A 23578-nucleotide genomic window follows, 5' to 3' on the forward strand; every position below is an offset into this window, starting at 1 on the left:
GCTTTCTCTCTAATCTTAAGCAGTTGCAGTAAACGCGCGATTATCTATGATTTCATGGGCTTTATCAAGCACAATCTCAAAAATATTTGTATCGTGATCGGCGTTAGCCACGACGCATGCTGTCAAAAAAGTCGTTGTTGCTCTTGGTCGCCTTGATCTTATCAAGCAAGAACTCCATCGCCTCGAGGTCGTCCATCGGATAGAGCAATTTGCGCAGTACCCAGATTTTCTGCAACACATCTTTGTCCAGTAACAGTTCTTCACGGCGGGTGCCAGACTTGTTGACGTTGATGGCCGGGTAAGTGCGTTTCTCGGCCATCCGTCTATCCAAGTGGATTTCCATGTTGCCGGTGCCTTTGAATTCTTCGTAAATCACATCGTCCATGCGTGACCCGGTATCAACCAGCGCCGTGGCGATGATGGTCAGCGAACCACCTTCCTCGACGTTACGTGCCGCACCAAAGAAACGCTTAGGTTTTTGCAGCGCATTGGCGTCCACCCCCCCGGTCAGGACTTTGCCTGAAGATGGGATCACCGTGTTATAGGCACGTGCCAGTCGGGTGATAGAGTCTAGTAGAATCACCACATCTTTTTTGTGTTCGACCAGGCGTTTGGCTTTTTCCAGCACCATTTCGGCGACTTGAACATGGCGGGTGGCCGGTTCATCAAAGGTTGAAGCCACGACTTCACCACGTACAGAGCGGGTCATCTCGGTCACCTCTTCAGGGCGCTCGTCGATCAGCAACACAATCAGGATACAGTCTGGGTGGTTGGCGGTAATCGCATGCGCAATATTTTGCAGCATGACGGTTTTACCACTCTTGGGGCTGGCGACCAGCAAGGCGCGCTGCCCTTTACCAATCGGCGCGATCATATCAATCACACGGCTGGTAATGTTTTCTTCACCGCGGATCTCACGTTCCAATGTGAGGGGTACAGTTGGGAACAGGGGCGTCAGGTTTTCAAACAGAATCTTGTGTTTGGTATTCTCAGGCGCTTCACCATTGACGCTATCGACTTTAACCAAGGCAAAATAACGCTCACCTTCCTTGGGGGTGCGGATTTCGCCCTGAATGCTATCGCCAGTGTGCAGGTTAAACCGTCTAATCTGCGAAGGGGACACGTAAATATCATCCGGGCCAGCCAGGTAAGAGGTGTCTGGAGAACGCAAAAAGCCAAATCCGTCTGGCAACACTTCCAGCGTGCCATCACCAAAAATGCTGTCGCCTTTTTTTGCCTTGTTTTTGAGGATGGCAAAAATCAGGTCCTGCTTACGCATGCGACTTGCATTTTCAATGTCATTGGCAATCGCCATTTCGACCAGTTCGGTCACAGGGAGGTGTTTAAGGTCGGATAAGTGCATGAATAACTCGCAAGATTGAGAAACATCTTAGAGATTGAAAAGAAAACCCGGTTTCGCAGACTTGGAAACCGGGTGTAGGCGTTAGATATTGCTGTCGATGAACGCGCTAAGCTGAGACTTGGACAATGCGCCGACTTTAGTCGCTTCAACATTACCGTTTTTGAATAACATCAGCGTAGGGATGCCGCGAATGCCATATTTGGGCGGCGTGTTCTGGTTGTCATCAATGTTGAGTTTGGCAACTTTCAGGCGGCCAGCATATTCCTTGCTGATCTCATCCAGAATTGGCGCAATCATTTTGCAAGGACCACACCATTCTGCCCAGTAATCAACCAGTACCGGAATCGTGGATTGCAATACTTCTTGTTCAAAGCTGGCGTCGCTTAAATGGGTAATGTTGTCGCTCATTATTGCCTCTTAAGAATGGTGAAGGGTGTAAATCAATAGTAGACAGGGTATAAACAGAAAAATTCTGAATGTGTTTGACTAAATATTGTTTAGGCTAAACGTTATTTGAATCAGTTATTTTTGAGTGAGTAATTTGCTACAGACTGAAATTACTAAAAAGATTGCAGCTAGTATAGCAACAGTTTTCCAGCATAATCAAGTTTTTCCCTGCATTATTGTTTGATAATGCGGTGAGTATTGATCAAAAACAAGAGGGCTTGATGTTATTTAACAAGTTGCGCATCTTAGGGCTGAGTGCACTGCTGGTGTTTAGCCCCTGTATGGGACTGGCACAAGAGGCGGCGAAAGACTGGGTCATGCAGGACATGGCAGGCCAACGGCATCAGCTTTCCCAATATAAAGGGCGTTGGCTGGTGGTGAATTACTGGGCGCCATGGTGTCCGCCTTGTCTGCAAGAAATGCCGGAACTGGTGACTTTTTACGATGCCTACGCCAGTCAGCGTGTGATGGTGCTGGGGGTGGCGGTACAGTATGAGTCAGTAGCATCCGTGAAGAAATATGTCGATGACATGCTGATTTCTTATCCAATCGTGCTCGGTGATATGCAAAAATCCATCGTTCACAAGCCTGAAGTGTTGCCTACAACCTATATTTACGCGCCAGATGGCAGTCTGTATCAGGTTAAACGCGGCGCTTTGAGCCGAATCTGGTTAGAGAGGGTACTCAAAGAATCCGCGTTTGGTTTACCAGTGAACCCCTAGTTCAAAGCGCACAGGCTTAACCAGCAAAATCCGTTTGAGTGCTGCAGCAAGATCAGATGCTAAATACTGACCGCTTCGCCCGCTGGATTGATGACACTGAGTTGATTCTCTTTGGCAAACTGCATCAATTGCTCAAAGCCTGCCGGGTTGACATCTTTAAGTTTCATATCCACAGACAGGCTGCGGACATTGTTGACCAGTTTCGGTTTTAGATAAGGGGAGTAACGCAGCTTCTTGTCATCACCAAAGCTGGCATAGGTGCTGCACATGCGGTCCACCCAGTCACTTGGGCGGAAAGGCTTGCCACCCAGTGTAATGCCTTGAATAATAATTTCCTGATTTTCCATAAGGATTCCTTAAAAAACAAATTGAATAATGCGGGAGAGACGGCATAAGCTGATACCTTATGCAGGCCAGTCGCCCCACAAAAGCACATCCGGCGATGCGCGTAGCGGAGCGGTGTTGCTTGCGAATATCAGCAATAATTCCTTCTATCCTTAGTTGGTGTATTCGAAGACTTTAACGACTTTGCTTACGCCTTCGGTACTTCTGGCGATTTCTACTGCGTCTTCGGCCTCTTTTTCAGACACGATGCCCAGCAGGTAAACCACGCTGGCTTCAGTCACGACTTTAACTACATTTGCTGGGAACTTGTTTTCGCTCACAAAGCGGGCTTTGACCTTGGTGGTGATGTAAGCGTCATTGGTGCGGTCGCTGATCGAGGAAGCAAAACCGACGGTAATCGCATTATGAATGTTGCGTACGTTGGAAATTTCACGGGTCAGTGTTTCGGCTTGTGCTTGCTGTCCGGCATTCGGTACTTCGCCAGTGAGTAGCACGATGCGGTTATAGCTGGTCACATTGATGTGCGAGGCTTTATCCATATATTGCGACAACCGTTTCAACGTTTTCAATTCGATGTTTTCATCTTCGACATAAATGCCGGAAGTTCTGCGGTCTGCGGCCATTGCGCCACCTGCGGCGGCACCGCCAACCACTGCTGGAAAGCAGCCTGCTAATTGCACACTCAATAATAGCATTGCAATGAGTGAGAGTTTTTTTGTCATGAGGATTCCTTGTGTGTTAGCAAGTGAAATGAACGGATGAGAAGGTGTGACAGGCATTCAATAATAAAATTCTACGCTTTTTATGTGTCGATTGCATTACGAATCCATTCTGGCGACTGGTAGCTGCTGTGATCGAACAGGATCGCATCAAAGCGGCAGGGCGGCTGACGGTCCAGGCTTTGCAAGTAATGTTGTGCCGCGCGCAACAGTTTTTGCTGCTTGTGGTAGTGAATGCTGTCGGCGGCACTGGTGAAGCCACGGTTGCTGCGCAGTCTCACCTCAACAAACACCAGCGTGTTTTTATCATGCATGATCAGGTCGATTTCGCCGTAGCGGCAGCTGTAGTTTTGGGTCACCAATGTGAGACCCTGCTGTTGCAGGTAAGCCGCGGCGGCCTGCTCTGCGGCCAAGCCCTGATTGTTTGGATTCAGTTTCATAGGGTCCTCAACTGGGTGATCTCTGCACTTAGCGCATTGAATCGAGCATGAAACAACTTAGCGAAATGCCTGCAATGGCATAAAATAGCACGATGACTGAGACAGGCACATTATATGTAGTCGCCACGCCTATCGGCAATCTGGGCGATATCACGCAGCGTGCGATAGCCATCTTGCAGCAGGTCGATGCGATTGCTGCAGAAGATACCCGCCATACGGTAGGACTATTAAGGCATTTAGGCATCAGCAAGCCTTTGCTGGCGGTCCATGAACACAATGAACAGCAATCGGCACAAGGGTTGATCAAGCGCTTGCAGGCCGGGGAGTCAATTGCACTGGTGACCGATGCCGGCACCCCTGCCGTGAGTGACCCTGGTGCGCTGGTGGTACAAGCTGTCAGGCAGGCAGGCTTAGCGGTGGTGCCGATTCCAGGCGTGAGTGCTGTGATTACGGCATTATCTGCGGCAGGGATTGCCCAGCCCGGTTTTTATTTTGAGGGATTTTTGCCCGCCAGTGGCTCACAACGGCGTAAGCGTTTAGAGGTGGTAAAAGCGCTGCCAACTACACTGGTTTTTTACGAAGCACCGCACCGCATTGTTGAGTGTGTCACTGATATGGCGAACGTGCTGGGTGGTCACCGCCAGCTGACATTGGCACGCGAACTGACCAAAACGTTTGAGACTATCCATACTTGCAGCTTGGCTGAGGCTATCGCCTGGTTGCAGGCTGATCCTAACCAGCAACGCGGTGAGTTTGTCTTGCTGGTGCATGCGGATATACAGGAAAAAGCCGAGGGTCTGGATGACGAAACATTAAGGATACTGCAGCGCCTGTTGCAAGAATTACCACTGAAGCAGGCAGTGGCATTGGCAACCGATATCACCGGCCAGAAAAAAAATGAACTCTACGAAGCGGCGCTGGCAATCAAGGCCGCTCATCCTCATGAATAAAGGTAAATAGGCATGACAACCAAGATTACGCTCACCCGTCCCGATGACTGGCATTTGCATCTCAGAGATGGCGAAGGCTTGAAAGCGGTATTGCCGGATACGGCCAAACAGTTTGCGCGGGCCATCGTCATGCCTAACTTGCGCCCGCCTGTCACCACGGCTGAGGCTGCACTGGCTTATTATCAGCGCATCAAGCAGGCGTTGCCAGCAGGCATGGTGTTCGAGCCCTTGATGACGCTTTATCTCACAGACAATACACCAGCCAGCGAAATTGCTGCAGCACGTCAGTCTGGGGTGGTGCATGCGGTTAAGCTGTATCCGGCCGGGGCGACTACCAATAGCGATTCCGGAGTCACCAGCCTGCATAAGTGTGCATCTGCCTTGGCCGAGATGGAAAAGCAGGGCATACCTTTGCTGATACATGGTGAAGTCACCGACAGTGATGTCGATGTCTTTGACCGTGAAAAAGTATTTATTGAGCGCCATTTGCAACTGCTGCTCAAGGACTTTCCTGGCTTAAAAGTCGTGTTTGAGCATATCACCACCCAAGATGCCGCCGAATTTGTGGCTGCCGGGCCAGCCAATCTGGCCGCTACCATCACCGCGCATCATTTACTCATGAACCGCAATGCTATGTTCACCGGCGGTATCCGTCCGCACCATTACTGCCTGCCCGTGCTCAAGCGCGAAACCCATCGTGCCGCCCTGGTCAAGGCGGCGACATCCGGTTTGCCCAAATTCTTTTTGGGGACAGACAGCGCACCCCATCCAAAATCAGCCAAAGAAGCCAGCTGTGGCTGTGCCGGCATGTACACCGCACATGCGGCGATTGAGTTATACGCCGAAGCTTTTGAAGAAGCGGGCGCGCTGGATAAGCTCGAAGGCTTTGCCAGCTTTTATGGGCCGGATTTTTACCAACTGCCGCGCAATACGACGCAGGTGACCTTGCACAAACAAAGCTGGATCGTACCCGAGGCTATTCCCTTTGCAGAAGATGCATTGGTGCCCTTGCGCGCCGGGCAATCGGTAGCCTGGAAGCTGGTTTAAAGTTGCCAATTGATGGGTGCTTGGCCTTGTGAAGTGAGATAGGCGTTGATCATAGAGAACTGGTGATTGCCAAAAAAACCACGGTGTGCCGAGAGGGGCGAGGGGTGCACCGACTTTAAAATCAGATGTTTGTTGGGGTCTATCATGGCCCCTTTCTTTTGTGCGTAGCTGCCCCATAGCACAAATACTAGTCCCTTCCGTTTGGCATTCAAGGCGGCAATCGCCGCATCGGTAAATTGCTCCCAGCCGCGGTTTTGGTGCGAGCCGGCATTGGCCATTTGTACGGTGAGCGTGGCGTTCAGCAACAGCACGCCCTGATCCGCCCACGGTGTCAGATCGCCACTGCCACTCATGCGCAGGCCGAGATCGGCTTCTATTTCTTTAAAGATGTTGATCAGGGAGGGGGGCAAGGCCACCCCCGCGGGCACGGAAAAGCTTAATCCATGCGCTTGGCCGGGTCCATGGTAAGGGTCCTGGCCAATAATCACCACGCGCACTTTATCGAAAGGCGTGTGATTAAAGGCATTGAAAATTAGCGGTCCTGGCGGAAAGATATGCTTGCCTGCCGCTTTTTCTTGCTGCAAAAAGGCTTTGAGTGATTGCATGTAAGGCTGGTCAAATTCAGTGCCAAGCACTGCTTGCCAGGAAGGATCCAGTTGGCCGGGTTTTTCTGCTGTGTTCATAAGACTTCAGTCTAGGATAATTTCGCCCATTATAGGGTGTTCGTTCATGCGTGGTAAAATAGCGCCGAAGCCAACCAGACAGTCGCCGCCTGTGTACACAGGGGGAGGAAAGTCCGGGCTGCACAGAGCGGGATGACGGCTAACGGCCGTACGCTGAAAGCTGGCAACAGTATAAGGCGAGGAATAGGGCCACAGAGACGAGCGTATTAAGTTACGGTGAAACGCGGTAACCTCCATCTGCAGCAATATCAAATAGGCTGGCATTTGTCGCAAGACATAAGGCGTGGCTCGCGCTGCCAGCGGGTAGATAGCTTGAGCGTGTGAGTAATTGCACGCCTAGAGGAATGGCTGTCGGCTACGCAAGTAGTTACAGAACCCGGCTTACCGGTTGGCTTTACTTTTATTTACCACAGCGTTTTTGCAGTGGTCTTCCCCGGCTTGATATCAGACCACCCCAATCCATCAAACTGTCATTTTCGTAGCCCTGGCTGTTTGAGCGCGCTGGCTGTAGGCCTTTCCATTCTGATGGCGGCAGCCTAAGCCAACACTACGCTTTTGAGATGCATATTGAGAGGACGCCTTGAAAATCACCATGCGCGAGTGGGAGCCGATCAGGGGTGGGCAGTGAGGCTGTGCGATGGCGTGACTTTCTTGTATAGTTTGCGTATTAATCAATAAAAAACGGTTATTCAAAGCATGGGGATGTTGAAGAGCTTGGGCAGGGGGCTGATAGCGGTGATCATCGCTTGGTGGTCCATTGGCTGGGTGCAGGCGGCCCCTCAGTCCACAGAGGGGGCTTGGTATCTTGTCCATGCATATGCGCGTGGGCAAACTCACCATCAGTTTGTGCCTGATCCCCTGCATCAAAAATACACCCCGGTTGAGACCGTCAGCCCCACAGGCGGGCATTATCTTTACATGGCTTCTTTTGAGGTCAATAAAGCAGATACCTATGTTTTTGACTTCAAAAATACCAGTACGATAGAGTATTTCCGTCATCAGGTGTATGACGAGCAAGGGCGTGAAGTGGCGACACTAGAGGGCGGGATTGGCCGCCAGATAGAAAATCCCTTTTTCCTGCGCCATGGCCGCAGCGTCAGCCTGGCCCCTGGGAAATATGTCTTGGCCACACAGCTGATTTCCACCAACTACCTGGCCATTCCCGAGCCTTATTGGGAGGATCAGGCCAGCTACATGCATGCGATCAAGCGAGGAAATGCGCTCACCCTGTTTTGTTTGGGGGTCTTTTGGGGGCTGGGGATTTATTACACGGCACTGGCGGCGAGTCGCAATCGCAGTGTGGAGGCAATGTATGCCATTTTTATTGCGGGCAATTTTGTCTTTAACAGCGCGGCCCTGCTCGTTCTCCCTGATTTGCTCAATGTCCACTCAATATATTGGGCGTCTATGCCCATCCTGTTCTCCAGTATTGCGTATATCTTTTTTGTGATGCATCTATTGGAAATCAACCCTTACCAGCATAAGCGGCTCTATGCTGCGGGGATGCTGATTTTGGCAGTAATGATGTTGTTTCTGCTGCTGGCAGTTATTTTCCCCAACTGGTCTCTGGAGTTTTGCCGCTACGAAGTGGGAATGTTTTTATGTTATGGCCTGGCGACGGCCATCAGGCAAAGCCAACGTAAAAATGCGACCGCTAAACGCTATTTAATCGCGATCAGCCTGTTTTTTGTGTCGGGCATTATTACGATCAGCCTCAGCAAAATGCATCAGCAATTTGATTTGTATATCGAGCATCTGGGCTTGGTGAGCGTTGCCATTGAGGTCGTGTTGCTGGCGTTGGTGCTTTCCTTTCAATTCGCCCAACTGCATAAAGAAAAAGAAGAGGCACTCGAGGCGCTTGGTTTGACAGAGAAAGTGGCTAATTCGGATGCCTTGACCAGCCTGCCGAATCGCTATGCGTTTGTGAAGTCGCTGGATCGGCTACCCATGCAGAGCAGCCTGACCTTTATTGATCTGGATGGGTTGAAGTTCTATAACGATCATTATGGACATGCGCGCGGTGACGAATTACTCATCTGCTTTGCAAAAAAATACCAGCATTATTTGGGAGGCACCCTGGTCCTGTACCGGTTGGGTGGGGATGAGTTTGCCGTATTGAGTCATAAAGGCGAGGTAATCGTCGTTGAGGAAGCGCTGCAAAAAGCCGTTGAGCATATGCGGGGTGAGGGGTTTGAGTTTTCGGGTGCCAGTGCAGGATCCGCCTACTATTACGAGGTTGAGAGCATCTCTGAGTTCATGCGCCTGGCTGACGAGCGTATGTACCAAAATAAACGGGCCCGCAAGAGGCAATCATGAGCCAGTGACACTGGCAATCCAATAGCAATCAGAACGCATTGTTGCGTCTTTAACCAAGGGGAGGTTTTATGTTTTCAAATAGCACACGTTCTGCGCTGGTGATGACGATTTTGGCGATGGTAATCATCCCATTGATTTCATCCTGGTTCGCTTATCCATCCACGCATCTTCCCCCAGGCTTTGGCATTTTTCCGCCGCAGTTTGTGGAGGACCCGCCTGGTTTTAACCTGCTGGTATTTATTGGCGTGGCTGCGCTGGAAGCCGTGGTTGCGCTTCTTTATATCTTCCCACAATGGTTTGGCTTTAAGCCAGTGACGCCCTCCCCACGGCCTGCACTACGAGCATTACCTTGGTGGTTTTGGGCAGGCTTGGTCGTCACGCTGTTTTTCTGGTGGCTGATGTGGGCGCGCACCACGCCGTTTGGCGATTTGGTTTATTACGCGTTTACACCAATGTGGTGGGGGTTCATCTTTGTGCTTGATGGCCTGGCCTATCGCTATTCTGGCGGCTACTCGCTGTTTTCCAGCCGGCCAAAAACTTTTTTGATCAGTGCGGTGGTTTCGCTGGTTGGCTGGTATTTCTTTGAATATTTTGATTATTTTGCTTTAGGTAACTGGTATTACCCCAATACGGATGATATTCCTGCATTAAACCATACCAAGATTGTATGGATTTTTCTGTTTGCATATACCACGGTGTGGCCTGCAATTTTTGAGTGGTATACCTTGCTCAATGCGTTTCCAAAATTTGTCGCACGCTATGCACAAGGTCCTGTGCTATCGTTTCCGGCAAAGCCAATGTTATTTCTGAGCTTTATCTTGTTGGCGGCAGTGCCGTTCTGGCCATATCCGTTGTTTTGGGCGATGTGGATTGCGCCTTTAATTGGCATTAGTGGCATATTGATGATGCGTGGCATCTGGACGCCATTTACCGATGTTGCCAAAGGCAATTGGAGTCCGGTACTGTTGATGGCGCTCAGTGCCATCATTAACGGCTTATTCTGGGAAGTGTGGAACTATGGTAGCGCGCATCCCGTATTGCCGGTCACTAACCCTAATTATTGGGTATACGATATCCCTTACGTGAATGTGATTCATATTTATGTCGAAATGCCGCTGCTGGGCTTTGCCGGGTATTTGCCGTTTGGGGTGCTCGCCTGGGTGATATTTCTCTGGGCAGGCAAGGTGTTTGGATTTAACACTGACCTTCTCAAGAGCGGTCAGGGACATTAAGGGCTGTCGCCATTGTTCAGCGAACGTCATTAGGCAGGTTAAGCTAAATTTAGCTTAACCTGTGTCTGTTTACCACTGTTTGCTCAGCATCAAGTGCAGGAAAAAACCGCCGTTATTCGCTTCGGTATTTTGTCCAAACACATTGCTATTGTAAGTCACGTCTTTTGGCAGCAGCCATTCGATACCACTGGTGAGTTTCCAGTTGGCATCGAGCTTGCGAGCCATGCCCAGCGTGATGTGTTGTTCCAGGGTCGCGGCCAGCAGCGCGCTTGAATTTTGCTTGGGTACCGGATTTTTACCATAGTTGTAACCTGCATATAGCGTCGTTTTGTCGTCGTAGCGATAGGCCGCGCCCAGGGCGTAGACCAGTTGATCATGCCAATTCTGCGGGCTCACCGTTCTCAGTTGGCTGGCTGCGGATGGACTGTCAGGGTCTTGCCAGGTGGTGGTGACATCTTTAATGGCATCGCTCCATTGTATCCAGTTGAGTTTGGCGGAGAGCAGCCAGCGGTCATCCGGTTTGAATGCGGCACCAATCGCCACCTCGCGCGGCAGAGCAAACCCCTTAATGCTCAAATCACGGTAACGGACAACGCCTGATGCGCCATTATTTACCAGTGATGTCCCGCCAGTCAGTGGCAATTCCGTTTTTTCGGTATAGCTTAAGCCCAGTGTCCATTGCTCATCCAGTTGGTATTGCAAGCCTACCTTAAACCCTGGGCGTATCGTATCTGCGCCCTTGTTTTTAAATCCCGAAAATACGTTCGGGACTGAAGTGTTATAAAAAAACTCTTGCTTAATGCTGGCGTAATTGATGCTCAGTACGGCACCCACGGATAAACGGTCATTCACCTGGCAAGCCATGCCTGGCGTGATTTTGGCGATACCAAACAAAGAGTACATCTCGTCATTGGTGCCAAACGGCGTGTTGATATGCTTAAACACCGCCCCGGCCCCGCCTTGGGTAAAAAAGCCAATGCCCACAGTACAAGGAAGGTCTTCCAGCGCTTGTGCATATCCGCCACCAGCCAATAAGGTGTAACGATTATCTGCGTGTTGGTCATTGCGCGCGTCAACCTGTTCGAGGTGGGTAGTGCGCAGCAATGAGCCGTAAGCATCAAACTGCTTGCTTTTGATTTGCACCAGGCCGGCCGGGTTGGTGTTCAGTGCGCTGGTATCCCTTGCCACAGCGGTATCCGCCCCGCCCATGAGGGTGGACTCAGCGCCGTAACCAATAAGCAGAATGCCATTGGTTGCACTCACTGGCAGGCTCAGTGCCATTAAAAGGAGTGGGAGTAAGCGGAGTTTGCGGAATATCATCGGTTGCATGACTGGTATCTAATTTTGGCTAGGGTCTAATTGATAAGTTAACTTTTTAAGTATGTATTCGGACCCGCCAGTTATACCGCTTTCACAGCGTATTTGATTGGGCGATTAAACAGGGATGCATGGGCCAGTTTTCCCAAAGCATATCTTTTTTAAGGAAGTTTTCCTATATGTTTATAGCGGTAATCATTGTTGAGTGGTCAGTTTGAGGGGCTTAGGCTAAATAAGCGCATGTTAGGCATTCTTTATCGTTTAGCCTAAGCCGTATTATTGGGATAGGGCAGCTGGTTTGTGTTCCCGCTGCCAAGCATCCAATACGGATTCCATTCTTTTCTGGTGATACCCACGAACGACCTCGCCTGCGACTAATAATACCGGTACGCCGCTGGCCGCCAGCCGCTGGTATTGGCTGCGCGCCTCGGTTGAGGTTTCGATATTCATTTCCCGGTAGGGAATGCCTTTGGCGGCCAGCAATGCGCGTGTTTTTTCGCAATAGGGGCACCAGTCGGTGGCGTAGAGCACCACTTGCCCATGGCTAAAATCTGGTGGTGGGTTCAGGTAAAACCACCAGGTATGCCATTGCATGGCCAGCAAAATGACCGTGCCTATGATCAGGAATTTTAAGCGTGGAGCGTATTTCATCACATGAAGTTGGCGGATCAGGGGCGTGCTGTGATAGACCTGATCGGCGCCTAAAAAATCACTAAAAAATGATGTTTTTTAATTATTCAATATTTTCAATGAGATAGCTATTTTTATTAAACAACTTTGTGTATTAATTGCGCCAATGTATTGATTTGAATTGCTTTGTTAAAACGCTCTAAGTCCTTGTCTTTAAAAGAGATTTTTTCGCCCAAAGTGCTTGCCAAGCACTTTTTTTTTATCTATAGTGTGCAAAAGGGTAATTTTGTGTTGAATTGTGGGAAATTATTCCTTTTTTCAACAAAAAATAGGGTTAAGGATCAAAATTGATGTTTCGTGGGGCGGTACAGTTGAGTTTGGATGCGAAGGGGCGGCTAAGTGTGCCGGCCAAGCATCGTGACGCCCTGACGGAAGGGGGGCAGGGGGAAGTGGTGCTCACGGCGCATCCGCACCGTTGCCTGATTTTGTATCCGAAAGCAGCTTGGGAGCCGATTGAAACCAAGTTGACCAGTTTGTCCAGTTTTAATCCTCAAACCAGTGGTATTCAACGCATGATCGTGGGTCAGGCAGATGTGATGCATCTGGATTCTGCAGGCCGCTTGCTGGTGAATGCCGTACTGCGCAAATTTGCCAAGCTCGATAAGGACGTCATGATGGTCGGGCAGGGCAGTCATTTTGAAGTGTGGGATCTGGCGGCATGGGATCAGCAGCTGGAAAGCCTGATGGCTGCGGATCAATTGCAGATTCCACAAGAGCTCGAAGGATTCTCGCTATGACGCGGGGCGCGAAGTCAGCGCCCGCGTCCTTGACGGAAACGTCAGTGTCACCAGTCGCCACCAGTCATATCACCGTGTTATTGCATGAGGCGGTAGACGCTTTGAATGTGCGTGCAGATGGCGTGTATGTGGATGGGACATTTGGCCGTGGCGGACATAGCCGTCGCATTCTTTCCCGGTTGGGGGCTGAAGGCCGTTTGATCGCGCTGGACCGTGATCTGGCGGCGGTGGCGCATGGCCAGGCCATTGCCGATGTGCGTTTTACGATGGTGCATGCGCATTTTTCCTCGATGGCGGTTGTGCTGGAGTCAATGGGCGTGCAGGCGGTGGATGGCATTTTGCTCGATCTGGGCATTTCGTCGCCACAGATTGATGAGGGTGAGCGTGGTTTCAGTTTCCGCTTTGACGGGCCGCTGGACATGCGTATGGATCAAAGCCGCGGCAAGACCGCGGCAGAGTGGCTGGCTGAAATGCCAGAAAAACAATTGGTGGAGGTGATTAAAGACTATGGTGAAGAACGGTTTGCTAAGCAGGTTGCAAGGGCGCTTATTAAAGAGCGCGAAGATGGGCATGCCATCACCACTACAGGACAACTTGCCAAGATCGTGGCAGGCGCCATCCCCAAGAATGAGCCGGGCCAGAACCCTGCAACGCGCACATTTCAGGCTTTACGGATTTTCGTCAATCAAGAGCTTGAGGAACTCTCGCTAGTGTTGCCGGATTGTTTGCGTTTGCTGCGTCCGCAAGGCCGTCTGGCGGTGATCAGCTTCCATTCGCTGGAAGACCGTATCGTCAAGCGCTTTATCCAGTCTGAGGCGGACCGCGACAACCTGCCTGCAGGATTGCCTGTGCGTGCCAAGGATTTGCCGCAGCCGCGCATGATGCCGGTGGGTAAGGCCATCAAGCCAGGCAAGGCGGAAGTGGCTGCCAATGTGCGTTCCCGCAGTGCGGTATTGCGTGTGGCTGAGCGGACCTCGGTGCAGTAAACAGGTTGAACAAGGTTTGAATCAGTGATCCGGCTCAACTTGATTTTGTTTGCATTGACGATTGCGATGGCGCTGGGCGTGGTCACGGCCCAGTACAAGGCGCGCAAGCTGTATTTTGAGCTGGACCGGCAGGAAATGCTGACCAAGCAATACATGACAGAGTATGACCAGTTGCAAATTGAGCAAAGTACCTGGGCCATGCATTCGCGCCTGGAAGAGTTTGCGACCACCAAGTTGCATATGCACAGTCCGAGTATGCAGCAAACGCAGGTCATTCTGCTCGATGCGCCAGCGGCGCCCTGAGCAGGCGTGACGAGGATCAAGAGTCATGTTGCTTAAGGAAAGCCAACACAAGCTGGTCAAGCTGCCAGCCTGGCGCAGAAGAACGCTGCTGGTGGCGCTGTTGCTCGCTTTTGTTGCCTTGCTGGGCCGAGGGTTTTACCTGCAAACCTTGCATAAGGATTACCTGATTAAAAAGGGTGAAGCGTTTTCGCGGCGCAAAGTAGTGTTGATGCCGCATCGCGGCAAGATTTATGACCGTAACTTCAAGCCATTGGCGATTAGCTTGCCGGTGGAGTCGTTGTGGGCTAACCCGACCGACGTGCAGTTTACGGCGGCGCAACTCAAGCAAATGGCGAAATTGCTGGAGATGCCGCCCAAAGAGCTGCAGCAGAAGTTGCAGAAAAAGAAAAAAGAATTTGTATATATCAAACGGAGAGTGGCGCCCGATGTGGCAAAACAGGTGATGGCGATGAAAGTGCCCGGCGTATTCAGTCAGAAAGAATACAAACGCTTCTACCCAGCGGCAGAAGTGGCGGCGCATATCGTCGGTTTCACCGGGGTGGATGACACCGGCGTTGAGGGCATGGAGCTCTACCGTAACAATATCTTGTCTGGGACACCGGGCAAACGTGACTTTGTGCGTGACCGCAAGGGACATGTGGTGGAAGACCTGGTGGCGGTGAAACTGCCACACGATGGTCAGGACCTCGTCTTGAGTATAGACCGTACCGTGCAATACGTGGTGCATCGCGAGCTGTCGCGCGCGGTAGAAAAACACAAAGCCAAAGCGGCGGCAGCGGTGGTGCTGGATGCCAAAACCGGTGAAGTGCTGGCCTTGGTGAATATCCCGACTTACAACCCGAACAATCCGGTCAATGTGGCCAGCAAATTGCGTAACTCGGCCATCGTCAATATTTTTGAGCCAGGCTCGACCATGAAGCCGGTCACAGCGGCAGCAGCTATGGAATTTGGTCCCTACCAGCCCGATACCAAAATCCAGACTGCCCCCGGCTTTTTGCGTATTGGGACCGCCACCATTCATGATGCGCATCCGAATCAGGTCTTGACCGTATCGCAGGTGATCCAGAAATCTTCCAACGTTGGTTCGGCCAAAATGGCGCTGGATTTAAACCGCGAGCAATTGTGGAACACCTATGTGCAACTTGGTTTTGGATCGCCGACCAAGATTGGTTTTCCTGGCGAAGCTTCTGGCAAGGTGCGTGACTACAAGACCTGGCGCCCGATTGAGCAGGCCACCATGTCTTATGGGCACGGCATCAGTGTGACTTTGTTGCAGTTGGCACGCGCCTACACGGTATTTGCCAATGAGGGCGAATTGCTGCCAGTCACCCTGAACAAACTTTCCGAGCCACCTGTTGGGCGTCAGGTGTTTTCGGCTAAAGTGGCCAATTCGGTGAAGGACATGCTGGAGCTGGTCGTGCAGCCGGGCGGCACCGCGATCAAGGCGCAGGTGACCGGTTACCGCGTGGCGGGTAAAACCGGCACTGCACACAAACTTGGCGATCATGGCTATGAGCATGATAAATATGTGGGTTCGTTTGTGGGTATGGTGCCTGCCTCTAATCCACGCCTGATCATGGCGGTGATGATAGACGAGCCCAGCAATGGCGAATACTACGGCGGCAGCGTGGCGGCCCCCGTCTTCAGTGCAGTCATGAATGATGTGTTGCGTATGCTTGTGATCCCGCAAGACGGTAATGCGCTGCCCGTGACACCGCCTGCGGATGCGGCTGAAGTCAAGGAGGCGATGTGAGTAAATATATTATTCCCGCGCCTGTCCATGGCATTACGGCAGATAGCCGCAAAGTGGAAAAACATGGCTTGTTCCTCGCCTACCCCGGCCAACATAGTGATGGCCGCGATTACATCGCTGATGCGATTGCCAAAGGCGTCAATACCGTGATTTGGGATAGCGAAGGCTTTGACTGGAACCCGGACTGGCAAGTCCACAACATTGCCATCCCTGCGCTTAAATACCAAGTCGGGCATATCGCTAGCCAGTTTTACAAGAATCCTTCCGAGCAGCTGTGGTGCGTAGGGGTGACCGGGACTAACGGTAAAACGACAGTCACGCATTGGTTGGCGCAGGCTTACCGCTTTTTGCAGCGCCAGTCAGCCGTGATTGGCACGCTGGGCAACGGCTTGCTCGAAGACTTGCAGCCCACGCAAAACACAACGCCGGGTCCGGTGGAGTTGCAAAACATGCTGGCCAATTTTGTGCTGGACCAGGTGCAGATGGTAGCGATGGAAGTGTCTTCGCATGGCCTGGATCAAGGGCGCGTCAATGGGGTGGCGTTTGATGTGGCCGTGTTCACCAACCTGACCCGTGACCATCTGGATTACCACCTGACCATGGAGGCTTACCAAGCCGCCAAACGCAAATTGTTTGACTGGCAAACACTGTCCGCAGCCGTCATCAACATGGATGATGCGTTTGGGGCCAGCCTCACCGCTGAATTGCGCAAACAAGGTAAAACCGTGATCAGCTACGGCTTGAAGCCAGAGGCAGATATTTGTGCGACTGCGGTCACCATGCATGCCACCGGCTTTGAAATTAAGGTGCGTACCCCGCATGGCATTGGTGAGGTGCAATTGCATGCACTGGGCCAATTCAATGTGTATAACGCCTTGGCCGTACTGGGCAGCCTGTTGGCGAATCAGGTGGCGTTGCCTGCCGCCTTGCAGGCCGTCTCCGGGCTGGTGCCCGTGGCGGGCCGCATGCAGATGTTTGGCGGGGGCGACTTGCCACTGGTGGTGGTGGATTACGCCCATACGCCAGATGCGCTGGAAAAAGCCCTGCATACCTTGCGCATGCAAACCCGCGGCAAGTTGACCTGTGTGTTTGGCTGTGGCGGCGACCGCGACAGTGGCAAGCGCAGTGAGATGGGGCGGATTGCCGATGAATTGGCCGATGCGGTCCTGATTACCAATGACAATCCGCGCAGTGAAAATCCTTACGCCATTATCGCGGCAATTGCCGAGGGCATGCGCCGGGAAGCTGAGGTGGAAACTGACCGCGCCAAAGCGATTGCGCTCGCCATTGGCCGGGCAGCGAAAGGCGATGTGGTGCTGGTCGCTGGCAAAGGCCATGAGGATTACCAGGAAATCCAGGGCATCCGCTATCCGTTCAGTGATGCGGAGTGGGTGCAAAGTGCATTGAAGAAAAAGGGGAAGGCATGATCGCACTGAAGACCATCGCCGAGGTATTGCCGGGGACGTTAAACGGAACGGATGTCATGGTGACTTCCGTGGATACCGATAGTCGCCGCGTATTGCCTGGACAGTTGTTTGTTGCCTTGCCCGGAGAAAAGTTTGATGGGCATGACTTTTTGCCGCAAGTCGCCACACAGGGTGCCGTGGCTGCCTTGGTCAGCAAACCTGTAGAAACAGTGTTGCCGACTGTGCTGGTGAAAGATACCCGCCTGGCGTTGGGTCAACTGGCCAGTTGGTGGCGCCAGCAGCTGGCGTTGCCCTTGATTGCTGTTACTGGCAGCAACGGCAAAACCACCACCAAGGAAATGATTGCCGCCATTATGCAAGTGCATGTCGTTGGCGCCGAGCAAGTGTTGGCGACTGCTGGCAACTTTAATAACGATATCGGCATGCCGCTGACTTTGTTGCGTTTGCGCCCGGCGCACCGTTGCGCCGTGATCGAAATGGGCATGAACCATCTTGGTGAAATTGATTATCTGACACGCCTGGCACGACCCAATGTGGCAGTCATCAATAACGCCGGCACTGCGCACATCGGCGAACTGGGCTCACGTGAAAATATTGCCAAAGCCAAAGGCGAAATTTTTGCTGGGCTGGCAGAAGATGGCGTGGCCGTGATCAATGCTGACAGTATGTTTGCTGATTACTGGCGTAGCCTGAATCCCACCCGCCGGTTGTTGAGCTTTGGCATGCAGCAGGCGGCTGATGTGCAAGGTGAAATGCTGGACGCAGAGAGCCAGTTCAATATTCGGTTCCAAGGTGAGACCGTCATGGTGAAGCTGGCAGTGCCAGGCGCACACAACGTGATGAATGCACTCGCTGCGGCTGCCAGTTGTCTGGCGGCCGGTGCCAGCCTGGCAGAAGTGGCACAAGGCTTGGCGCAATTTGCAGGCGTCAAGGGCCGTTTGCAACAAAAGCGTGCTGCCTGTGGCGCACGCCTGATTGATGACACCTACAACGCTAACCCGGACTCAATGAAGGCTGCGCTGGATGTGCTCAAAGGCCAGGCGATCAATGCTGTGTTTGTGATGGGAGATATGGGTGAGCTTGGCGCGGATGCGGAAGCCATGCACGCCGAGATCGGTCGTTATGCCAAAGACAGTGGAATCCGTCAGCTCTTTGCACTCGGCAAGATGAGTCAAGCAGCTGTTCAGGCTTTTGGCCCCCAGGCACAGCATTTTGAGTCGCTCAGTAGCCTGGTTGAGGCATTAAATAAAGCAGTGACTGCGCAGGATACTGTGTTGGTGAAGGGGTCGCGTTTTATGCAAATGGAACGCGTGGTACAGGCGTTAGTTGAGGCGCAGGCCACTGAATCGGTGGGGAAATAGGAAAAGTATGTTACTAGAACTAACAAAATGGCTGGCTTCGGATGTGCATGGGTTTCATGTATTTAACTACATCACCTTCAGGGCTGTGCTGGCGACACTGACGGCCTTGGCCATTTCATTTCTGGTCGGGCCAGCCATGATCCGCAAGCTGACCGAATACAAAGTCGGTCAGGCCGTGCGTGATGACGGCCCGCAAACCCATCTGGTCAAAGCCGGTACGCCGACCATGGGCGGCGCATTGATCCTGGTGGCGATTGCCATCTCTACCTTGTTATGGGGCAATTTGCATAACCGCTTTATCTGGGTGGTGCTCATCACGACCTTGGGTTTTGGCGCGGTTGGCTGGGTCGATGACTACCGTAAAGTGGTCTACAAGAATCCCAAAGGCTTGTCTGCCAAAGAAAAATATTTCTGGCAAAGCTTGATTGGCTTTGGTGTTGCAGGCTTTCTCTACGCGACCTCTACCACGCCTGTGGAAACCACGTTAATTGTGCCCTTCTTCAAGCATTTGGTGTTTCCGCTCAGTGCTGCCGGTTTTATTGTGCTGACCTACCTGGTGATTGTGGGGAGCAGCAATGCCGTCAACCTGACCGATGGCCTGGATGGTCTGGCGACCTTGCCTACTGTGATGGTGGGTAGCGCGCTGGCGATTTTCTCTTATGTTGCCGGGCATGCTGTGTTTTCCAAATACCTCGGGATTCCTTATGTCGCCGGCGCCAGTGAGTTGATGGTGTTCTGTGCGGCGATGGCCGGCGCAGGGCTGGGCTTTTTGTGGTTTAACGCCTATCCGGCTGAAGTATTCATGGGCGATGTCGGCGCACTGGCCCTTGGGGCTGCCCTCGGCGTGGTGGCTGTGATTGTCCGCCAAGAAATCGTGCTGTTCATCATGGGGGGCGTGTTCGTGATTGAGACCTTCTCGGTCGCGGTGCAGGTACTGTATTTCAAGTACACCAAGAAAATGACCGGCACGGGCAAACGCATTTTCCTGATGGCGCCGCTGCACCATCACTACGAACAAAAGGGCTGGAAAGAGACGCAGGTGGTTGTCCGTTTCTGGATCATCACCATGATGCTGGTGTTGGTGGGGTTATCCACGCTTAAGTTGAGATAAGACGAATTAGGGATCGTCAAGCAAACACATGAAAAAACACTTCGAACAACAACGCATTGCTGTGCTGGGACTGGGTGATACCGGTTTCTCGGTCTTGCGCTGGCTGCGCGGCATGAACGCAGAAGTGGTGATGTTTGACTCACGCCTGCATCCGTCTGGCCTGGATCGCCTGCAAGAAGAGTTTCCTGAGGTGGAGTACCACCTGGGGCCATTTAACAGCAGCTTGTTGTCTAGCATGGACCTGATTGTGGCCAGCCCAGGTGTGGGTTTGAAAGAACCCGTGTTAGCTGATTTGATGGCGCAGGGCAAGGCCATCGTCGGCGATGTCGAGCTGTTTGCCCGGTTCCGTGCGCCTTATGCCAAGGTGATTGCCATCACCGGTTCAAATGGCAAAACCACGGTGACCTCGCTGGTGGGTGAAATCTGCAAGCAGGCTGGCCTGAATACCATCGTGGCAGGCAATATCGGTTTGCCGGTGCTGGATACTTTACAAATGCCAGCGCCGGATGTGTATGTGCTGGAGCTGTCCAGTTTCCAGCTGGAAACAACGCACAGCCTGGAAGTCGATGTGGCCACGGTGCTGAATCTGTCAGAGGACCATATGGATAGGTATGACGGCATGGCGGATTATGCCCAGGCCAAGGCCCGTATCTACCAGCATGCCAAGATTGCCGTGGTGAACCGCGATGATGCTGCCAGCCTGGCGCTGGCCGGTAGTTTGCCGCAGGTGTCATTTGGGGTGAATCCGGCGCCCAGTATCAATGATTATGGCCTGAATGACGCGGGCTGGCTGTGTGCGGGTAATCGGCACTATATTGAAGCCGATACCTTGCAGATCCGTGGCAAACATAATATTGCCAATGCACTGGCGGCCATTGCGCTGACACAGGCCATCGGCATAGACAAGGTCTCTATCCTGCATACAGTGCAATCCTTTGCAGGCTTGCCGCACCGTGTGGAGTGGGTTGCCAATATTGAGGAGATCGATTTTTATGACGACTCCAAAGGCACGAACGTCGGTGCGACCTGTGCCGCGATCAGTGGCATGCTCAAACAGGGCAAACCACAAAAAGTGGTGCTGATTGCTGGTGGCGATGGCAAAGGCCAGGACTTTACTCCTTTGCGTGATGCCGTATTGCATCATGCCCGCGCCGTGGTTTTGATTGGCCGCGACGGCCCCAAGATTCAACAGGTATTGCAGCACTTGCAACTGCCTGTGGTCGATGCGGTGGATTTAACCGCCGCAGTGCATATTGCCAAAACACTGGCTGAAGCTGGCGACGCTGTGCTGTTGTCTCCCGCCTGCGCCAGTTTTGATATGTTCCGCAACTACGAGCACCGCGCCCAGGTATTTGTGGAAGCGGTCAAAGCCATGGAGGCCGCATGCTTGGGCCGCTGATGATGTCGCGAGAGCGCTATAACTCCCCTAACTACGATCAGTCGCTGGTGTGGGTCGTGCTGTCATTGCTGGCGTTCGGCATGGTCATGGTGTATTCCGCCTCGATTGCCTATGCCGACTCAAGCAAGATGTTTGGCCATAACAGCACTTATTTTCTGGTGCGCCAGGCTTTGTATATCGGGGTCGGGTTGACTGCGGCCATTGTGGTGTTTCAGGTGCCTATGGCCTGGTGGCAAAAGATGTCGCCCTACCTGTTTATTGCCGGCATCGTGCTGTTGATCCTGGTGTTGATCCCTGGGATTGGCAAAGTGGTGAATGGCAGCCGCCGCTGGATTTCACTGTTGATTATGAATCTGCAGCCATCGGAATTGATGAAGTTGTTCATTGCCATGTATGCATCGGACTATGCCGTGCGTAAGGCCAGCAACATGCATAGCTTTAAAAAAGGATTTTTACCCATGTTGGGTGTGATGGTGTTTGTCGGTGTGCTGTTGTTGAAAGAGCCTGATTTTGGCGCCTTTGCGGTCACGGCCTCGATTGCGTTTTCTATCATGTGGCTGGGTGGCGTCAATCTCAAGGTGTTTCTGGCCATGCTTGGTGCCTTACCGCTGGCAGTGATTGGCTTGGTGGTGATGGAGCCTTACCGTTTGGAGCGTATGAAAGGCTTTTTGAATCCTTTTGATGACCCGTTTGATACCGGTTACCAGCTGTCACATGCCTTGATCGCATTTGGGCGCGGCGAGTTCTGGGGCGTAGGCCTGGGCGGCAGTGTGGAAAAGCTGCTCTATCTGCCAGAAGCCCATACCGACTTTTTGCTGGCTGTGGTCGCCGAGGAGCTGGGCTATGTGGGCGTACTTGTCGTGGTATTGCTGTTTGCCTGGCTGGTAATCCGCGCCTTTAGTATTGCCAAAGAAGCGGTCGCCAATGAGCGTTATTACTCCGCTTTGCTGGCACAAGGCATTGGTGTCTGGATGGGGGTGCAGGGCTTTATCAATATGGGTGTGAACATGGGCTTGCTCCCCACCAAAGGCTTGACGCTGCCATTGTTGTCTTATGGCGGTAGCGGCATTTTGGCCAATTGCATCGCTTTGTCAGTGTTGCTACGCATTGATTTTGAAAATAGACGGCTTCAAAAAGGGTTGCAGACATGAGCCGCCCATACACATTGATGGTGATGGCCGGGGGCACTGGCGGGCATGTGTATCCTGCCATTGCCGTGGCTGATGCTTTGCATGCACAGGGTTGGAAAATCGTCTGGCTAGCCACCGAGGGCGGCATGGAAAACCGGCTGATTGCCGACAAGCCCTATGCAAAAGCCATGATGACCATGCAAGGCGTGCGCGGTAAAGGTCTCATGGGCTGGGTGACATTGCCAGTCAAACTGGCGCGTGCATTTTCACAGGCAGGGGCGGCGATCAAGCAGTATCAACCGCATGTGGTCCTGGGCATGGGCGGCTTTGCCGCTTTTCCAGGCGGCGTCATGGCCAAGCTGGCTGGCGTGCCGCTGGTGATTCATGAGCAAAACTCGGTGGCTGGGCTGACTAATAAAGTCCTGGCCAAGTTGGCAAACCGCGTTTTGACCGGGTTTCCAAATGCATTGGGGGCCAAAGGGGAAATGGTTGGTAATCCGGTGCGCGAGGGCATTAGTGGTTTACCCATGCCGGAGCAACGCTTTGCTGAACATCATGGCGTGTTACGTGTGCTCGTGGTTGGCGGCAGTTTGGGGGCGGTGGCGTTAAACACCTTGTTGCCCAAAGCCTTTGCACAGTTGCCGCTCAATGCGCGGCCACAGATTATTCACCAGTCTGGCGAAAAACAGATTGAAGCTTTGAAAAAGGCCTATGCCGAAGCTGGGGTAGCGGCAGATTGCCGTGCTTTTATCCATGACATGGCAGAAGTCTATGCCTGGGCGGATCTGGTGATTTGCCGTGCCGGCGCCTTGACAGTCGCAGAACTGGCCAATGTAGGGGCGGCTAGCATCCTGGTGCCATTCCCGTTTGCGGTCGATGACCACCAGACCACCAATGCGGCATATTTGGCACAAGCAGGTGCCGCGCAGCTGATTCAGCAGCGCGACCTGGATATCGCGCAACTGGCTGCGTTATTGCAAACCCTGGATAGAGCGACTTGCCTGCACATGGCACAAAAAGCACGCGCATTGGCCCGGCCACAGGCGACTGGCCAAGTCGCTGCGGTTTGCCAGCAATTGGCCGGAACAACAGCACACTGA

23 protein-coding genes and 1 other RNA gene are annotated in these 23578 nt (G+C 52.4%); 16 read left to right on the top strand and 8 right to left on the bottom strand.

Annotated features, from left to right (window positions below; translation table 11 throughout):
- Nucleotides 1–103 precede the first annotated feature (103 nt).
- Nucleotides 104–1363 (bottom strand): transcription termination factor Rho, encoded by a 1260-nt coding sequence (gene rho, locus ACIDF8_RS13145; RefSeq protein ID WP_412011068.1) that lies wholly within the window; start codon nt 1361–1363, stop codon nt 104–106.
- A gap of 81 nt (nt 1364–1444) precedes the next feature.
- Nucleotides 1445–1771, bottom strand: a complete 327-nt coding sequence (trxA, locus tag ACIDF8_RS13150) for a thioredoxin TrxA (protein WP_194749174.1) — start codon at nt 1769–1771, stop codon at nt 1445–1447.
- A gap of 260 nt (nt 1772–2031) precedes the next feature.
- Here trxA and ACIDF8_RS13155 point away from each other — a divergent pair, with 260 nt between their 5' ends.
- On the top strand, nt 2032–2532 hold the full coding sequence (locus ACIDF8_RS13155; protein ID WP_412011069.1) for a TlpA family protein disulfide reductase: 501 nt from the start codon (nt 2032–2034) through the stop codon (nt 2530–2532).
- A gap of 59 nt (nt 2533–2591) precedes the next feature.
- Here the strand turns inward: ACIDF8_RS13155 and ACIDF8_RS13160 are convergent, their stop codons facing one another.
- From ACIDF8_RS13160 to ACIDF8_RS13170, 3 genes are all read right to left on the bottom strand, one after another.
- Entirely contained in the window at nt 2592–2879 is a 288-nt protein-coding gene (locus ACIDF8_RS13160; protein ID WP_412011070.1) for a DUF3579 domain-containing protein, read from the bottom strand.
- 150 nt (nt 2880–3029) lie between these two features.
- Nucleotides 3030–3599: a BON domain-containing protein gene (locus ACIDF8_RS13165; RefSeq protein ID WP_412011071.1), complete on the bottom strand. Its 570-nt coding sequence runs from the start codon at nt 3597–3599 to the stop codon at nt 3030–3032.
- 80 nt (nt 3600–3679) lie between these two features.
- Complete coding sequence (locus ACIDF8_RS13170; RefSeq protein ID WP_412011072.1) at nt 3680–4036, bottom strand: YraN family protein; 357 nt, start codon at nt 4034–4036, stop codon at nt 3680–3682.
- Nucleotides 4037–4128: 92 nt separating this feature from the next.
- Between ACIDF8_RS13170 and rsmI the strand changes: the two genes are divergently transcribed.
- Nucleotides 4129–4986, top strand: coding sequence for a 16S rRNA (cytidine(1402)-2'-O)-methyltransferase (gene rsmI, locus ACIDF8_RS13175; RefSeq protein ID WP_412011073.1), 858 nt, complete (start codon nt 4129–4131; stop codon nt 4984–4986).
- 12 nt (nt 4987–4998) lie between these two features.
- Nucleotides 4999–6033: a dihydroorotase gene (pyrC, locus tag ACIDF8_RS13180; protein ID WP_412011074.1), complete on the top strand. Its 1035-nt coding sequence runs from the start codon at nt 4999–5001 to the stop codon at nt 6031–6033.
- Here pyrC and ung read toward each other — a convergent pair.
- On the bottom strand, nt 6030–6716 hold the full coding sequence (ung, locus tag ACIDF8_RS13185) for a uracil-DNA glycosylase (protein WP_412011075.1): 687 nt from the start codon (nt 6714–6716) through the stop codon (nt 6030–6032). The two genes, pyrC and ung, sit on opposite strands and share 4 nt — an antisense overlap.
- Before the next feature lie 66 nt (nt 6717–6782).
- Between ung and rnpB the strand changes: the two genes are divergently transcribed.
- The 3 genes from rnpB (at nt 6783) to ACIDF8_RS13200 (ending at nt 10264) form a co-directional block, all read left to right on the top strand.
- Nucleotides 6783–7116, top strand: an RNA gene (gene rnpB, locus ACIDF8_RS13190) — RNase P RNA component class A.
- A 302-nt stretch (nt 7117–7418) separates the two neighbouring features.
- A complete protein-coding gene (locus ACIDF8_RS13195; RefSeq protein ID WP_412011076.1) occupies nt 7419–9032 on the top strand; it encodes a sensor domain-containing diguanylate cyclase in 1614 nt (537 codons plus the stop codon).
- A gap of 68 nt (nt 9033–9100) precedes the next feature.
- Entirely contained in the window at nt 9101–10264 is a 1164-nt protein-coding gene (locus ACIDF8_RS13200; protein WP_412011077.1) for a mechanosensitive ion channel protein MscS, read from the top strand.
- Nucleotides 10265–10333: 69 nt separating this feature from the next.
- Here the strand turns inward: ACIDF8_RS13200 and ACIDF8_RS13205 are convergent, their stop codons facing one another.
- The gene (locus ACIDF8_RS13205) at nt 10334–11593 is read right to left on the bottom strand and encodes an OmpP1/FadL family transporter (protein ID WP_412011078.1); all 1260 of its coding nucleotides are present in this window, start codon (nt 11591–11593) and stop codon (nt 10334–10336) included.
- 264 nt (nt 11594–11857) lie between these two features.
- A complete protein-coding gene (locus ACIDF8_RS13210; protein WP_412011079.1) occupies nt 11858–12232 on the bottom strand; it encodes a glutaredoxin family protein in 375 nt (124 codons plus the stop codon).
- A gap of 329 nt (nt 12233–12561) precedes the next feature.
- Between ACIDF8_RS13210 and mraZ the strand changes: the two genes are divergently transcribed.
- From mraZ to murG, 10 genes are read left to right on the top strand one after another with little or no spacing between them, the layout of a single operon-like run.
- The gene (mraZ, locus tag ACIDF8_RS13215; protein WP_412011080.1) at nt 12562–13008 is read left to right on the top strand and encodes a division/cell wall cluster transcriptional repressor MraZ; all 447 of its coding nucleotides are present in this window, start codon (nt 12562–12564) and stop codon (nt 13006–13008) included.
- Nucleotides 13005–13994, top strand: a complete 990-nt coding sequence (gene rsmH, locus ACIDF8_RS13220) for a 16S rRNA (cytosine(1402)-N(4))-methyltransferase RsmH (protein WP_412011081.1) — start codon at nt 13005–13007, stop codon at nt 13992–13994. Before mraZ ends, rsmH begins: the two co-directional genes overlap by 4 nt.
- A gap of 24 nt (nt 13995–14018) precedes the next feature.
- Nucleotides 14019–14297 (top strand): cell division protein FtsL, encoded by a 279-nt coding sequence (gene ftsL, locus ACIDF8_RS13225; RefSeq protein ID WP_412011082.1) that lies wholly within the window; start codon nt 14019–14021, stop codon nt 14295–14297.
- A gap of 25 nt (nt 14298–14322) precedes the next feature.
- Complete coding sequence (locus ACIDF8_RS13230; protein WP_412011083.1) at nt 14323–16050, top strand: peptidoglycan D,D-transpeptidase FtsI family protein; 1728 nt, start codon at nt 14323–14325, stop codon at nt 16048–16050.
- Nucleotides 16047–17477 (top strand): UDP-N-acetylmuramoyl-L-alanyl-D-glutamate--2,6-diaminopimelate ligase, encoded by a 1431-nt coding sequence (locus ACIDF8_RS13235; protein WP_412011084.1) that lies wholly within the window; start codon nt 16047–16049, stop codon nt 17475–17477. The genes ACIDF8_RS13230 and ACIDF8_RS13235 overlap by 4 nt, the downstream gene beginning before the upstream one ends.
- Entirely contained in the window at nt 17474–18838 is a 1365-nt protein-coding gene (locus tag ACIDF8_RS13240) for a UDP-N-acetylmuramoyl-tripeptide--D-alanyl-D-alanine ligase (RefSeq protein ID WP_412011085.1), read from the top strand. The genes ACIDF8_RS13235 and ACIDF8_RS13240 overlap by 4 nt, the downstream gene beginning before the upstream one ends.
- Before the next feature lie 7 nt (nt 18839–18845).
- On the top strand, nt 18846–19949 hold the full coding sequence (gene mraY, locus ACIDF8_RS13245) for a phospho-N-acetylmuramoyl-pentapeptide-transferase (protein WP_412011086.1): 1104 nt from the start codon (nt 18846–18848) through the stop codon (nt 19947–19949).
- A 28-nt stretch (nt 19950–19977) separates the two neighbouring features.
- Nucleotides 19978–21348, top strand: a complete 1371-nt coding sequence (gene murD, locus ACIDF8_RS13250) for a UDP-N-acetylmuramoyl-L-alanine--D-glutamate ligase (RefSeq protein WP_412011087.1) — start codon at nt 19978–19980, stop codon at nt 21346–21348.
- Nucleotides 21333–22499, top strand: a complete 1167-nt coding sequence (gene ftsW / locus ACIDF8_RS13255) for a putative lipid II flippase FtsW (protein ID WP_412011088.1) — start codon at nt 21333–21335, stop codon at nt 22497–22499. The genes murD and ftsW overlap by 16 nt, the downstream gene beginning before the upstream one ends.
- Complete coding sequence (gene murG, locus ACIDF8_RS13260) at nt 22496–23578, top strand: undecaprenyldiphospho-muramoylpentapeptide beta-N-acetylglucosaminyltransferase (RefSeq protein ID WP_412011089.1); 1083 nt, start codon at nt 22496–22498, stop codon at nt 23576–23578. Before ftsW ends, murG begins: the two co-directional genes overlap by 4 nt.

It is taken from the genome of Methylophilus sp. 3sh_L (assembly GCF_046766015.1).
GTDB lineage: Bacteria > Pseudomonadota > Gammaproteobacteria > Burkholderiales > Methylophilaceae > Methylophilus.